The sequence below is a fragment of the Desertimonas flava genome, assembly GCF_003426815.1.
Taxonomy (GTDB): domain Bacteria; phylum Actinomycetota; class Acidimicrobiia; order Acidimicrobiales; family Ilumatobacteraceae; genus Desertimonas; species Desertimonas flava.
Map to the genome: position 1 here is coordinate 263471 of NZ_QKYK01000002.1, position 14034 is coordinate 277504.

Below are 14034 nucleotides of genomic sequence, written 5' to 3' on the forward strand. Positions count from 1 at the left end.
GCTCGGAGCGAGATCTCTCACGGCCGGAGACGCCGTTCGCCGGACCGCTCGGTCCTCGCGAGTGCGTGGCGAAGCGACTGCCGTCGATCGTGGTGTCCCCGACCCGTCCCGGCGCCTGCGCTGACACCCCCCGGTGTCCGCACGGAACAGGAGCCTTCGTCTGCAATCCTATGCAGTCATTCCAATGCCGTCAACCGAATGCGGGACCGAGGCGGGTTGGTAGGCTGATTGTCGACGAGCGGATGCCGACGACGCGTCCGGGGGAGCGGATGGGAACAGGGAGCGACCAGCGGTGACGACCATCGGCCCCGGCGATCCGGCACGTACGATCACGATGCAGGACATCGCCCAGGCGTCGGGCGTGTCGCAGTCGACGGTCTCCCGGGTGCTCAACAACACCGCGACGTCGGTCCCGATCGCCGCCGCCACCCGCCGCCGCGTGCTCGAGGTCGCCGAGCGCCTCGGGTACCGGCCCAACCCGCTCGCCCGCGGACTGCGCGGGGCCAAGACGATGCTGCTCGGCGTGATCGTCCGTGAGATCTCCGACCCCGTGTTCACGGTGACGGTCGACGCGATCTCGACGGCCGCGCGGCGCCGGGACTACAACGTCGTGCTCGGGACCGCGCACAGCCAGGCCGAGGAGGCGATCGCGCTGCGTGCCGTCCTCGAGACCCGCCACTGCGACGGCATCGTCGTCGTCGGCGACATGCGCGACCAGCCGCGCCTGTTGAGCGACCTCCGCGCCGCCCGCGTCCCCGTAGTCATCCTCTGGCAGGGGCTCGAGCTGGCCGGGGCGGCGACGATCAACATCGACAACCGGGCCGGCATCGCGTCGGCCGTCGACCATCTCGCCGAGTTGGGCCACGTCCGCTTCGGATTCATCGGCGGTGACCCCCTCGGCGACATCCGCGAGCGGGAGGCCGCGCTCGTGGAGCGGCTGGCCGCACACGGCCTGTCGGTCGACCCGTCGCTGATGGCCCCCGCCAGCAACAACCCCCGGTCGGGCGCCGCCGCCTTCCACTCGTTGATGGAACGACCGGAGCCTCCGACGGCGATCGTCACCGCCACCGATCAGGTGGCCGTCGGCGCGCTCTACGCAGCCCACTCCCTCGGCATCGGCGTGCCTGAGCAGGTGTCGATCGTGGGATTCGACGACATACCGATGGCCGAGTACACGGCCCCGCCGCTCACCACCGTGCGTCAACCGTTCGACGACATCGCCGAGGTCGCCGTGCAGTTCGTCCTCGACGATCCGTCACCGGACAACCACCGCGTCTTCGCCACGTCGCTCAGCATCCGCGCCACCACCGGCCCGCCGCCGACGGGCTGACGCGCCCGTGTCCTTCGCGTCCGCGGAGCTCATCGAGATCGCCCATCCGGCGGGCCGTCCACGGCCGTAGCGTCGCCCCTCTGCTTTCGGTCATCCTCCTCCTCGCCGGTGTCGCCGTGATGTTCGTCCGGCCGCGCGGGCTCCCGCTGTGGGCGGGCCCGGTCGGTTGCGCGCTCGTGGGATTCCTGGTCACGGTGATCGACTGGGACGAGGTCACGAGTGCGCTCGGTCCCCTACGGGATCCTCTGCTGTTCGTCGCCTTTGCCGTTCCCCTCGCCGCCGCCCTCGAGGCGATCGGCGTGTTCGGCGCCATCGCCGCCTCGTTCGACGGGGGACGGCACCTCGCCGCCTGGCTCTGGCTGCTCGCCGCCGGCGTGGTCATCGTCTTCAACCTCGATGCCGCAGTCGTCCTGCTCACCCCGCTCTATATCCGCATCGCCCGGCGCCACGGCCTGTCCGCCGAGGCCCTGGCGTTCCAGCCGGCCCTGCTGGCATCACTGGCGTCGTCGGTGCTCCCGGTGTCGAACCTGACGAACCTCGTGGTCGCCGAGCAGTTCGATCTGCGCGTCGGTGACTTCCTCCGCGAGATGACGCTGCCGACGCTCGCGGCCTGCGCGGTCGGGTATGCCGCGTACCGGGCGACGTTCCGCTCCGGCCCGCCGGGGGAGCGCGTCGACGACCCCGTCGATCGAGCCGCTCTCGCCCGCGGTCTGCCCATCATCGCGTTCGTACTGGTCGGCTTCACCGTCGGCGACGCCGTCGGCATCCCGGCCTGGGTCGTCGCGGCGATCGCCGCCGTGTCGGCATCGTTCGTCGCTCGGACGTTACCGTGGCGCAGCATCCCCTTGCCGGCGGTCGCTGTGGCCGCGGGACTCGCCGTGCTCGTCGGGTCGGCCGTTTCGCATCTCGGCCTCGAGCGAATCTTCGAGCGCTCGGGCACGGCCGGGGACCTCGGAGTCGTCGCGTTCGGCGTCGTCGCGTCGAACCTCACCAACAACCTTCCGGCCGTGTTGGCCGGGAGTCAGTCGATGGTCGACGCGACCCAGGCGTGGCCACTGTTGATCGGTGTCAACTTGGGACCGGCACTGGTGCTGACGGCGTCGCTCTCGAGCCTGCTGTGGCGCGACACTGCGAGGGCGATGGGCGTCGAGGTGTCGGTCCGCCGTTTCTCGGCCGTCGGCTTCCGCGTGGGGTTACCGGCGATCGTGGTCGGCGCCGTGCTCGTCTGCGTCGTCTGAACGATCTACGCCGGTCCGTTCCTCTTGACGAGATGCCATACCGTATTGCAAGATGAGCCTGGTCAGTTGGGGGCTGAGCGACGAAACGAAGAGGGAGCGTGTGCAGCAGATGTCCAACGAGTTGAGATGGCCCAACGGCAAGAAGGTCGCCATTGCAGTGACCGTCATGTACGAGACGTGGTCCGAGGGCAAGGCCCCGCCCTACTCCGTGCAGGCCACCAGCCTGAAGGAGGGGACCGTCGACTACGCCGGCCGAGCCTGGTCCACGTACGGCGGCCGCGTCGGGGTGTGGCGCATCCTGCGCACCCTCGACCGCTGGCAGATGCCGGCCACCTTCTTCACCAACGCGGCCTGTGCCGAGCTGTACCCGGACTCGATCCTGCAGATCGCCAAGTCCGGCCACGAACTGGGCGGCCACGCCTATTACCAGGACGAGCAGCTCGCCTACATGACCCCCGACGAGCAGGCGCAGTGCATCAAGGCATCGCTCGACACGCTCGAAGGCGTCGGCGTCCCGCGCCCGACGGGCTGGCTGAGCCCGGTGCTGGCGTTCACGCCGGAGACCGCCGGACTCCTCGCCCAGGCCGGCCTCGCCTGGCACGCCGACGTCACCTACGTCGACCTGCCGCACCGCGTCGAGACGCCCCACGGTGTCATCGCCGCCGTCCCCAACAGCGACTTCACCGACAATCGCGTCCTCAAGGCCAACGTGCTCGACCTGCTCGACGTGCACCGCAGCACGTTCGACTACCTGCTCGAGCACGAGCCGATGAGCCTGCTCGTGCTCACCCTGCACTGCCAGTTCGGCGGTCGCCCGATGGTGATCTCGGCGTTCGAGCAGTTCATGAAGCACGTGTCCCAGTACTCCGACGACGTGTGGCTCGCCCGTCACAGCGAGCTCGCCCAGTGGGCGCTCGACGCCGAGAAGCCTGAGCACACCTACGCCGATCGTTATTTCTCGTGACTGAACCGGTGGCGGCGAACTGGGACGACATCCCTTCCGAGGTCGTCCGTCGAGGTGTGTCGCGCAAGGGCTTCGGCACCTCCGACGTCATCTTGGTGATGAACGAGATCGACCCGGTCATCGACGTCAAGCCGCACAAGCACGACGACTTCGACCAGATCGCCACCATCGTCAGTGGCGAGGCCATCTACCACGTCGGTGACGTCGCCCATCGCGTCCGCCCGGGATCGCTGCTGCTGATCCCCGCCGGCGTCGAGCACTACATCGAGCCACTGGGTACCGAGCCGGTGCAGAACCTCGACGTGTTCGCCCCGGCGCGATCCGACTACACCCACCTGCTCCACTGGATGCCGCGCCCGATCGAGGGCGCGAACGACGCCGACGACGGCAGACTCGACTCGACCGATCGTCAGCAAGGAGAAGATTCTCGATGACCCAGATCGACGTACCCACCACCACACCGGTGGAGGTGCGCCGGCCGTCGCTCGACGGGCCGTTCATCAAGGAGGACACGGAGGCTCGCACGTTCCGCGTGCATCGCTCGGCGCTCCGGTCTCCTGAAGTGTTCGCCCTCGAGCAGGAGCGGATCTGGGGCCGCACGTGGTTGTACCTCGGCCACGAGAGCGAGATCCCCAACCCCAACGACTTCGTGGTCCGCACCCTCGGCGGTCGGCCGCTCATCTTCTGCCGCGACGCCGACGGCGGCGTGCGGGTGTACTACAACTCCTGCCCCCACCGCGGCACCACGCTGTGCCGCGAGACCGAGGGCAACAACCGCTTCTTCCGCTGCTTCTACCACGCCTGGACCTTCAACACGTCCGGTGAACTGGTGTCACTGCCCGGCGCCGACGGCTACCCCGACGGCGACGACTTCCGCGAGCGGCTCACGCTGCGCACCGTCGCCAAGGTGGAGTCGCTGCGGGGCTTCGTGTTCGTCAACTTCGACCCCGATGCCGGACCGCTCGCCGACCACCTCGGCAACGCCGCGGACTACATCGAGCTCGTCGCCGACCACAACGCCACCGGCATGGAGGTCATCCCGGGCACGCAGCGCTACAAGGTGTGGGGCAACTGGAAGCTCGCCGTCGAGAACGCCATGGACGGCTACCACTTCACGCCGACCCACATCACGTTCGTCGACTACCTCAAGCGCACCGGCTACACGACCAGCGACGAAGGGGGAAAGAACCAGCGCCTCGACAACGGGCACAGCGTGCTGCTGCTCACCGGTCACAGCGGCCGCGCCGGCATGCAGTGGGAGCCCCGCTTCGGCGAGGCCGAGCGCATCCGCATCGAGGAGAACCGCGTCGAGCTCGAAGAGCGTCTCGGCGTCGAGCGAGCCGCCCGCGTCGCCGACGTGAGCCGCATCCTCTACGTGTTCCCGAACCTCATCCTCTTCGACATCGAAGCGCTGTCGATCCGCCGGCTCGAGCCCACCGCCGCCGACCGCACCGAGGTCGATGCCTGGGAGCTCGCTCCCCTCGGCGAGCCCGAGGAGGCCCGCGCCTTGCGCAACCGGGTGCTCGTCAGCTTCATCGGCCCCGGCGGTCTCGCCACGCCCGACGACATCGAGGCGTACGAGGCGATCCAGCGCGGCATCGTCGCCACCGCGGGTGACCAGCGGCTCGGCCACGACTGGAACGACATCTCTCGCGGCATGGTCGACGACGACAAGCCCGGGCCCGGCCGCTCGATCGACGAGGGCGGCATTCGTCACTTCTGGCGCAAGTGGAACGACGCGATCTCCGAGCGTGAATCATGAGCGCGGCCACGTCCGACATGATCCTCACCCGTGCCGCCGCCGAGGAGTTCCTGTATCGCGAGGCCGAACTCCTCGAGACGAACGACCTCGACGCCTGGCTCGCCCTGTTCGAGGAGGGCGGTCGCTACCAGATCCCCACCACCGACGCTCCGGACGACGCCGACCCGACCAAGGTGCAGTTCTTCATCGCCGACGACTGGGACCTCCTCAACGCCCGCGTGATTCGCCTGCAGAGCCGCAACGCCCACGCCGAGAACCCGCGGTCGCGCACCCACCGCATGATCAGCAACGTTCGCGTCTCCCCGATGGACGACGGAACGTGGTCGGTCAAGGCGTCGTTCATCATCCACCGGATCCGCGACGGGCGCGCCGACCCGTACCTCGGGCGCTACGACCACACCCTCGTCTCCACCGGCGACGGGCTGCGCTTCCGGGTGCGCAAGTCATGGCTGGCGACCGAGTCGGTTGCGCCCGCCGGCCGCCTCAGCTTCATCCTCTGATGCTGCGTTCCCCGGCCACGCAGGCCGGCGCGCCGGCGCCCTCCGCTGGCGCTCCGGACGCCTCCCCGCCGTGACCTCGGGACGCTCGCTTCGCTCGCTGTCCTCCATCAACCACCAGTAAGGAGCCTCGAAATGACAGACACCGCCTCGCGCCCCCGGGGGCCGTATGGAATGGAGTACGTCCGCCTCGAGGTGCCCGATCTCCAGGCCTCCCGGGAGTTCTACGAGTACCACGTGGGTCTCGAGCCGGTCGACGTCGAGGACGGCCGCGTCACGCTCCGCACGGGTATCTCGCACCACGTCGTCGAGCTGATCTCGGCCCCTGAGCGCGAGGCCGCGTTCGTGTCGGCCATCGGGTTCAGCGTCGAGTCGCCCGAGGTCCTCGCCGACCTCGCCCGGCGGGTGGATGCCGCCGGCCTCGAGCGCTTCGACATCGACAAGAACGTCGCCGCGCTCTGCACCGACGGCTTCGCGGTCAACGACCCCAACGGGCTCACGATCGAACTGATCTACGAGTTCCAGGAGTTCGCCGAGCCGCCGCAGCTCCTCCTCCGGCCACTCGACATCGTCCACCCGTTCATCTCGACCGACAAGTACGAGGAGTCGCTCCAGTTCTACATGGGCGTGCTCGGGTTCCTCGCATCGGACTACATCGGTGACATGTCGGCGTTCCTCCGCTCCGAGGACCGCTACCACCACTCCTTCGCCGTCCGGCGCGACACGAAGTTCTACGTCGCCCACATCTGCTTCCGCATGCAGAGCCTCGACCACGTCTTCCGCGGCCGGGCGCGAGCGCGCTACAAGGGTGTGCGCATCGCCTCCGACATCGTCAACCACTCGGCATCGACGTCGATCGCCTTCTACATGCAGGACGAGAAGCACGGGCCGCGCGTCGAGCTGTGCGACGGTCACCGCGTGCTCACCGAAGAGGAGCACGAGCACACCCACCGCGCCCGCCGCATGTCCGTCGACCCCCGCAACATCGACGTCTGGCGCGCCGCCGCGGACGACTGGAAAGACTTCTGACGCGCCTCGCATCGCTCGCTGCGCTCGCTCGCTACGGCGGGCAGAGGGGTTTCGACCGCTTCCGTTCGCTCGTTCCTCGCTCTCTCCAGCGGTCGAGGTTCTGTTCGAGCGGCTTCGCCGCACCCAGCTGCTGGGGGCGGGGCGAGCAAGCTCGCCTGATCCGCCCCGGCGAGGGGGCTACCGCCCCCTCTCGCACCCCCGACGGAGTCGGATCGTTGATCGGGGGCCTACCGTTGACACATCCCGCGTGCCCCTGCTTGCGGGGCACGCACGCCGGCGGAGGCGCTGATGGGCGCTTACCCGTTGACACATTCCGCGTGCCGCTGCTTGTGGGGGCACGCACCCTCGCTTGGAGTAGATGACTGATCATGGAATATCGAGTGTTGGGGAACACGGGGGTGCGGGTGTCCCGCTTCGGGCTGGGGACGATGGTCCTCGGCGCGTGGGGCAACCAGGACCGGGCGGCGTGCCTGCGCATCATCAACCAGGCGATCGATGCCGGGATCAACCTCGTGGACACCGCCGACGTCTACGCCTTCGGCGAGAACGAGGAGATCGTCGGTGAGGCGATCCGCGGTCGGCGCGACGACCTCGTGCTGGCCACCAAGTTCCACAACCCGCTCGGGACCGACGAACCCAACCGGCGCGGCAACTCGCGCCGCTGGATCATGACCGCCATCGACGACAGCCTCCGGCGCCTCGGCGTCGATCACGTTGACCTCTACCAGATCCACCGGCCCGATCCGCTCACACCGATCGAGGAGACGGTCGGCGCGCTCGACGATCTCGTCCGGGCGGGAAAGATCCGTTACTGGGGCACGTCCACGTTCCCCGCCGCCGACCTCGTCGAAGCCCGCTGGGCCGCCGAACGACGGGGCATGAACGGTCCGCACACCGAGCAGCCGCCGTACTCCATCTTCACGCGCGGCATCGAGGCCGACGTCCTACCGGCCTGCCGGCGCCACGGCCTCGGCGTCATCACGTGGAGCCCGCTGTCGGGCGGCTGGCTCACCGGCAAGTACACCACGGCGTCCGCCGGCGGCGCGCCGCCCGCAGGGTCGCGCGGCGCGACTCAGCCCGACCACTTCGACGGCGGCAACCCGGCGAAGGCCGAAGCGGCCGTTGCCCTCGAGAAGGTGGCGGCCGACGCCGGTCTCTCGCTCACGCACATGGCGCTCGCCTGGGCGACCACGCACCCCGCGATCTCGTCCGTCCTCCTCGGCCCGAAGACCGAGGACCAGCTCGCTGATCTCCTCGGCGCCGCCGACGTGGTGCTCGACGCAGGCACGCTCGACGCGATCGACGCGATCGTCCCTCCCGGTGTGGACATCAACCCGGGCGACGCCGGCTACACGCCGCCCGGTCTCGACGTCGTCGCGCGACGCCGTTGAGCTCGGCACGCACCGACGAGCTCGCCGAGGTCGTCGAGTTCCTCGCAGGCGTCCCCAGCCCGTTCGGACGCGAGGCCGACCTCGCCGACGCCCTCGTCCAGTGGGGCCGCGCCCGCTGGCCGAACCTGCGGTTCGCGACCGACCGCTTCGACGAGACCCGGGCCAACGTGCTCGTCGAGGCCGGCTCCGGCGATCCGTCGTCCGCCGTGGCGATGTATGCCCATCTCGACACCACGCTGACCGGTGATGTCGCCGTCGATGCGGCGATCACCGGTGATGCGTCGCCCGTCCCTCCCTGCCGGCGCGACGGTGACGAGCTCGTCGGCCTCGGTCTGTCGGTCGCCAAGGCGCCGGTCGCCGCGGCGCTGACCGCGCTCGACCAGGCCGCGGCGCGACTGGCGACGGCGCTGGCCGAGGATGCCTACCGGCTGCAGCTGTTGCTGACCTCTGGTGGTACCCACCGCCTGCCGGAGGGCGCGACATCGTTCGGTGCCGGCGCCCGCCGGGCGGTTGCGGCGGGATTCGCCCCGGCCGGGCTGCTCAACGTCAAGGGCGGCGCGCCGGCACCCCTGGCCGCCGAGCCCGGCGCCGCCTATCTCGGCATCACCATTCGGGGCCAATGGGAGCCGGCGCTGTTCCGCAGCGCCTCGCCGGGAGTGGTCGGCGCCCTGGGACCGATGGTGGGCGCGGTGGAGTCATGGCGCGCCGAGTTCGTCGCCGGTGCCGACGGCACCGAGGTGGCCCTCGGGGCGGTGCGGATGGGCGACCTCGACAAGCCGGACCTGATGCCGGCCACGGTGACGGCGCGGGTGTTCGTCGTACTCTCCGCCATCGACGTCCCGGCTCGCCTCGCCACCGATCTGCGCGCACGCATCGCCGACGCGGTCGGGCCGGACCTGGAGGTGACGGTCACCGTCGACGCGTGGGACCGCGCGGGCGCCACGTCAACGGATCACCGGCTCGTCGGCCTGGTGGACGAGGAGTGGCGGCGGCGCTTCGGCGAGCCGCCGAGCGTGACCAACTGGCGCGGCTCGACCGACGGGGTGACGTTCCGGGCTGCCGGCATCCCGACCGTGCGCGTCGGGCCGGTGATCGGCCGCGACCCGGCCGACCTCCGCCTCGACCGCGTGTCACTCGCCGACCTCGCGGCCTTTGCCGATCTCTACGCCGACGTCGCGACCCGCTGGTTCCTCTCGCCCTGAGTCCTCGACGCACTGGCCTGCGTCCACCGGCGGCGATACCGACCGACCAGTGCGTCCCGTCCGTCTATGTTGACAAGACGGTGTCTCGTAATTCAAGATCACCTCGTGCTGCTCGGTGTCACCTCCAACGGGATCGTTCGAATCGACGGCGACGAGGTGTCGCGCCTCGATCTGCCCCATCGTGATCTCACCGAGCTGCTGGCCGAACCCGACGGTCGGGCTGCGGCGCTCGCCGCGACGGTGGTCGACCGGGCAGCGCTCGCCGACGTGTCGTTGCGCTGCCCGCTCGGCGCCTCGTCGAGCATCTGGGGCGTCGGACTGAACTACCACGCCAAGGCCGCCGAAACGGGCCGCGGCGTGCCCGACACCCCGATCCTCTACGTGAAGCCCGGCCCCGCGCTCGCCGGCCCCGGCGCCGTCGTGCCGATTCCGGCCGTGCCGTCGGACGAGCTCGACTACGAGGCCGAAGTCGCCCTCGTCGTCGGCGCCGTCCTCGACTGCGCGTCGCCGGACGAGGCGTGGGCTGCCGTGGCCGGCATCACGGCCGCCAACGACCTCACCGCCCGTGACGTCATGCGCACCACCGGCAACCCCGGACTGGCCAAGGGCTTCACCGGCTTCTCGCCCGTCGGCCCCACGATGCGCACGGCCGACGAACTGACCCCCGACTTCGATCTCGGGGTCCGTGGCTACGTCAACGGCGAGCTCCGCCAGGACGGACGCACGAGCGACTTCATCTTCGGCGCAGCCGACCTGCTCGCTCGGGTCTCGCAGTTCACGACGCTGCGCCCCGGCGACGTCGTGCTCACCGGCACGCCGCCCGGGACCGGTCAGGACCGCGGCGAGTTCCTCGCAGCCGGCGACCGCCTCACCGTCGAGGTGGACGGACTGCTGCCGCTGCACAACACCCTCGGCGGCTGACGGCGCGGGCCGGCCGGGCGTGATCTGGACACCGATCGGTTCAGATCTGCGACGCGTGGTGCCCAGATCGCCGAATGACACGATCGGTGCCCAGATCGGCGAGCGGGAGCGTGCTCGACGGCGCGGTGCGGTCAGGCCGACGGGTCGATGACCTCGAAGCTGGTGATCGCCCGGTCGCTCACGTTGGGCCGCCAACGCTCGGCGACGAAGCGCTCGTGGCGCTCGCTGTCGAGATAGGCCACCAGCTCCTCCTCGGTGTCGAAGTCGACGACGAACGCGTGGGCGTACGTGCGGTCCCGCTTGCTGATGTTGTCGCCACGAGTCCAGTTGCGCATCGCCGGGAAGTGGCTGGGAAGGGCGTCGAGCTCGGCGCAGATCGCGGCCCGCGTCTCGGCGTCGACATGCTCATCGAAGTTCCACGTCAAGACATGACGGATCATGGCGTTGCTACAAGCGCTTCGCTGAAGCTCACGAGGCCACGCGGGCCGCGCGAACGGACGGCCGACAAGCCGGCTCGGCTGAAGCCTCGGCTAGCGCTCCGCCGTCCTTGCCCGGTTGGACCTCGGGACGCTCGCTGCGCTCGCTGAACGGTTCGATCGGTCATGGCGTGGCCTCCGGGGTGGTGGGGTCGAGGGTGGATCGGACGGCGCTGAGGGTCGATCGCATCGCCGAGCCCAGCAGGGCGATGTCCGACGCGGCGACGATGTAGCGGGCGCCGAGCGTGAGGAGCGCCGGGATCTCCTGTGCCGAGTTGGCGAAGGCGCCGAACACCCGGCCGACCCCCGTCGTCGCCTCGGCGATGGCGGCGACCCGCGACACCACCTCGGGATGGTCGAGCTCACCCGGCCGGCCGAGGTCGACCGTGAGGTCCGTGGTGCCGACGAACACGACGTCGAGGGCGGCGGCGATGTCGGCGGGCGTGGACTCGGTGGTGGCCGTCTCGATCTGGCCGACCACCAACGGTGGTGCGGCGGCCGATGCCGCGAGGTGGTCGACGAGGGATCGGGCGCCGAAGCCCGCCGCCGGCTGGGCGAGGCTCACACTGCGCGTGCCCCCCGGCGGGTACGCCGTGGCACTGCGCAGCGCGGCGGCGGTCCCGTGGTCGCGCACCGTCGAGAGCTGGACGCCCGCGGCGCCCTGCTCCAGGGCGCGATTGACGAGATCGCCGTCGAGCGCCGCCAACCGCACCAGCGCCGGCACGCCGAGGGCGGCCGCGTGGCGCACGAGCTCGAGCGCCGTGCGGACGTCGAGGACCGAGTGCTCGAGATCGACGACGACGAAGTCGAATCCGGCGGCGGCGATCACGTCGATCACATCGAGCGACGGCAGCTTGACGAAGGTGCCGACGATCGGACCGGCGGCGAGACGCTCACGGAGAGCGGCGGGGGAGTCGTTCGGCATCGTCTCAGTATTCGCGACTGAGTATCGTCATGCAAGAACTATGACTGCCGAACTCGAGATGCACGACACTAGCCGGCCGGACGGCTACGTTCAGGCGATGACGTCGGACGCCGCAGACGACGAACCGGGTGCCGCAGAGGGCGACGCGGCCGACATCTCGGAGTCCGGTGAGAACGGCGACAGCGCGGCGACGATCAAGTCGGTGGAACGGGCGGCGCGCATCCTCGGCTTCTTCACGCCGAGCCGGCCACGCCTCACGCTCGGCGAGATGACCGCCCGCCTCGGCGTGTCGAAGGCGACCGCCCACCGGTACGCGATGGCCCTGCGCAAGGTCAATCTCCTCCGGTACGACCGGCCGGCCGCCGAGTACACGCTCGGGCCGCAGGTCCTCACGCTCGCCGCCGCGGCCCGCGCCGGCCTGCCGCTCATCACCCTCGCCGGTCCGATCATGGAACGTCTCGTGCGCGAGGTGAACGAGACGGTGGTGCTCAGCGTGTGGGACGGCGAAGCTCCCGTCGTGGTGCGCATCGACGACAGCACCGAGCGCACGCTGCGCATCAGTGTCCGCGCCGGCGCCCGTCTCGACCTCGAGTCGGCCCAGAGCCAAGTGTTCCGCGCGTTCCTCGAGACCGAGGAGCTCGGCGATGCGGCACCGACCGCAGCCGATCACGAGGAGCTGCGCCTCGTTCGCGAGCACGGCATCGCCATGAACACCCCCGGACGCCACGGCGTGCGCACCGTGGCCGCGCCGGTCTTCGGTGACGGTCGGGTGGTCGCCGTCCTCGCCGTGGTCGGGACCACCTCCACCGTGGCCGACGACATCTCCTCGGGGACGGCCAAGGCGGTCATCGCCGCTGCCGAGACCCTGACGGCCCGCCTCGGCGCGCCATTCGACGAATAGTCGTCCTCGCTTCGCATCGCTCGCTGCGCTCGCTCGCTTCGCTGCGGCGAGGAATGTCGAGCGGCTTCGCCGCGCCTAGCTGCAGGCGGCGGCCGGCAAAGCCGGCCCGTCCGCCGCATCGGGGGGCTACCGCCCCCCGAACCCCCCGACGGAGGTTGTACCGCGCCCCGGCGGCCGACCGGTCTGCATGCCGCGCGCCTGTGTTCACGTGTGCTCACGGTTGCGGCCGTGTCTTGACGGGGAGGGGTTTCGAGGGGCAAGATTGCGTCTCGTAATCAAAGACGCGATCTCGCGTCGGCTCGAGGGGATGACGAGTGAAGGCAGTCCGCTACACGGAACACGGCGACGAGTCCGTCCTCCGCTACAGCGACGTCACCGACCCGGAGCCCGGTCCCGCCGACGTGCTGGTGGCGATCGCCGCCGCGTCGGTCAACCGCCTCGACCTGATCCAGCGGGCCGGTCCGGGCCTGCTTCCCGGATATGCGCTGCCGCACATCCCCGGCATGGACATCGCCGGCACGATCGTCGCCGTCGGCGCCGACGTGGACGATGCCCGGGTGGGGGAGCGGGTCGTCCTCAATCCGGCCATCGCGTGCGGCCGCTGCCTGTGGTGTGAGCGCGGAGGCGATGACCTGTGCACGTCGATGATGGTCGTCGGGGCGAGTGGCGACGGCGGTTACGCCGAACGGTGCGTCGTGCCGGCCACCCACGCGCTGGAGATCCCCGACTCCGTCGACTTCGCCGAGGCGGCGACCTGGCCCACCGCCTATTCGACGGCGTGGCACGCGCTCTTCGCCAGCGGTGAGCTGCGGCTCGGTGAGACCGTCGTCATCCACGGTGCCTCGAGCGGCGTGTCCAGCGCGGCGATCCAGCTCGCCGCACGTGCCGGGGCCACGGTGATCGCCACCGCACGCGGCGAGGAGAAGCTCGACTGGGCGGCCAAGCTCGGCGCTCACCTCACCATCAACAGCCAGCGTGCCGACATCGCCACGGCGGTGCGGGAGGCCACCGACGGCCGCGGGGCCGACCTCGTGATCGACCACGTCGGTCCGGCGCTGTTCGACGCCTCCCTCCGCAGTCTCCGACCGCGCGGTCGGCTCGTCTTCTTCGGCACCACCACCGGTGCCCGCGTCGAGATGTCCCTGCCCTCCGTGTACCGCACGGGTCTGCGGCTCATCGGCTCGGAGAACTACAGCGGCGCCGAGTACGCGGCGATGATCGCCCATCTCTCGTCGGCGTCGCTCCCGTCCATCATCGATCGCGAACTGCCGCTCGACGCCGCCGGCGAGGCCCACCGCCTCCTCGCCCGAGGTGAGGTGCTCGGCAAACTCGTCCTGCGCCCATGATCGCTGCGGCGGTCTGCGTGCCGGCTCGTCCGACCATCCGCAGGGTTCAGGC

At 70.3% G+C, this 14034-nt stretch carries 14 protein-coding genes; 12 read left to right on the forward strand and 2 right to left on the reverse strand.

The features are described from left to right. The first annotated feature begins 292 nt into the window (after nt 1–292). The 10 genes from DN771_RS03855 to DN771_RS03900 all read left to right on the forward strand — a co-directional run bounded on the left by DN771_RS03855 (nt 293) and on the right by DN771_RS03900 (nt 10334). A complete protein-coding gene (locus tag DN771_RS03855; protein ID WP_116995998.1) occupies nt 293–1330 on the forward strand; it encodes a LacI family DNA-binding transcriptional regulator in 1038 nt (345 codons plus the stop codon). A gap of 92 nt (nt 1331–1422) precedes the next feature. Next, the gene (locus tag DN771_RS03860; protein ID WP_227462270.1) at nt 1423–2568 is read left to right on the forward strand and encodes an SLC13 family permease; all 1146 of its coding nucleotides are present in this window, start codon (nt 1423–1425) and stop codon (nt 2566–2568) included. A gap of 52 nt (nt 2569–2620) precedes the next feature. Beyond that, nucleotides 2621–3532, forward strand: coding sequence for a polysaccharide deacetylase family protein (locus tag DN771_RS03865; protein WP_116996000.1), 912 nt, complete (start codon nt 2621–2623; stop codon nt 3530–3532). Continuing rightward, nucleotides 3529–3966 (forward strand): cupin domain-containing protein, encoded by a 438-nt coding sequence (locus DN771_RS03870; protein ID WP_205528407.1) that lies wholly within the window; start codon nt 3529–3531, stop codon nt 3964–3966. The genes DN771_RS03865 and DN771_RS03870 overlap by 4 nt, the downstream gene beginning before the upstream one ends. After that, the gene (locus tag DN771_RS03875) at nt 3963–5294 is read left to right on the forward strand and encodes an aromatic ring-hydroxylating oxygenase subunit alpha (RefSeq protein ID WP_116996001.1); all 1332 of its coding nucleotides are present in this window, start codon (nt 3963–3965) and stop codon (nt 5292–5294) included. Before DN771_RS03870 ends, DN771_RS03875 begins: the two co-directional genes overlap by 4 nt. Next, nucleotides 5291–5794: an aromatic-ring-hydroxylating dioxygenase subunit beta gene (locus DN771_RS03880; protein WP_205528408.1), complete on the forward strand. Its 504-nt coding sequence runs from the start codon at nt 5291–5293 to the stop codon at nt 5792–5794. Before DN771_RS03875 ends, DN771_RS03880 begins: the two co-directional genes overlap by 4 nt. Before the next feature lie 132 nt (nt 5795–5926). Beyond that, nucleotides 5927–6820: a VOC family protein gene (locus DN771_RS03885; RefSeq protein ID WP_116996002.1), complete on the forward strand. Its 894-nt coding sequence runs from the start codon at nt 5927–5929 to the stop codon at nt 6818–6820. A 368-nt stretch (nt 6821–7188) separates the two neighbouring features. Then, entirely contained in the window at nt 7189–8211 is a 1023-nt protein-coding gene (locus DN771_RS03890) for an aldo/keto reductase (protein WP_116996003.1), read from the forward strand. Further along, nucleotides 8208–9413 carry a zinc-binding metallopeptidase family protein gene (locus DN771_RS03895; protein ID WP_116996004.1) on the forward strand — a complete coding sequence of 402 codons (1206 nt, stop codon included), beginning with the start codon at nt 8208–8210 and terminating at the stop codon, nt 9411–9413. Before DN771_RS03890 ends, DN771_RS03895 begins: the two co-directional genes overlap by 4 nt. 105 nt (nt 9414–9518) lie before the next feature. Further along, complete coding sequence (locus DN771_RS03900) at nt 9519–10334, forward strand: fumarylacetoacetate hydrolase family protein (RefSeq protein WP_162941496.1); 816 nt, start codon at nt 9519–9521, stop codon at nt 10332–10334. 131 nt (nt 10335–10465) lie between these two features. Here the strand turns inward: DN771_RS03900 and DN771_RS03905 are convergent, their stop codons facing one another. Both DN771_RS03905 and DN771_RS03910 read right to left on the reverse strand, forming a co-directional pair. After that, a complete protein-coding gene (locus tag DN771_RS03905) occupies nt 10466–10774 on the reverse strand; it encodes a Dabb family protein (protein WP_116996006.1) in 309 nt (102 codons plus the stop codon). Between the two features lie 160 nt (nt 10775–10934). Beyond that, on the reverse strand, nt 10935–11735 hold the full coding sequence (locus DN771_RS03910; protein WP_116996007.1) for an HpcH/HpaI aldolase family protein: 801 nt from the start codon (nt 11733–11735) through the stop codon (nt 10935–10937). A 97-nt stretch (nt 11736–11832) separates the two neighbouring features. On the opposite strand from DN771_RS03910, the gene DN771_RS03915 reads away from it, so the two are divergent. Further along, nucleotides 11833–12636 carry an IclR family transcriptional regulator gene (locus tag DN771_RS03915; protein WP_162941497.1) on the forward strand — a complete coding sequence of 268 codons (804 nt, stop codon included), beginning with the start codon at nt 11833–11835 and terminating at the stop codon, nt 12634–12636. Nucleotides 12637–12950: 314 nt separating this feature from the next. Further along, a complete protein-coding gene (locus tag DN771_RS03920) occupies nt 12951–13982 on the forward strand; it encodes a zinc-binding dehydrogenase (protein ID WP_116996009.1) in 1032 nt (343 codons plus the stop codon). Nucleotides 13983–14034: the final 52 nt, after the last annotated feature.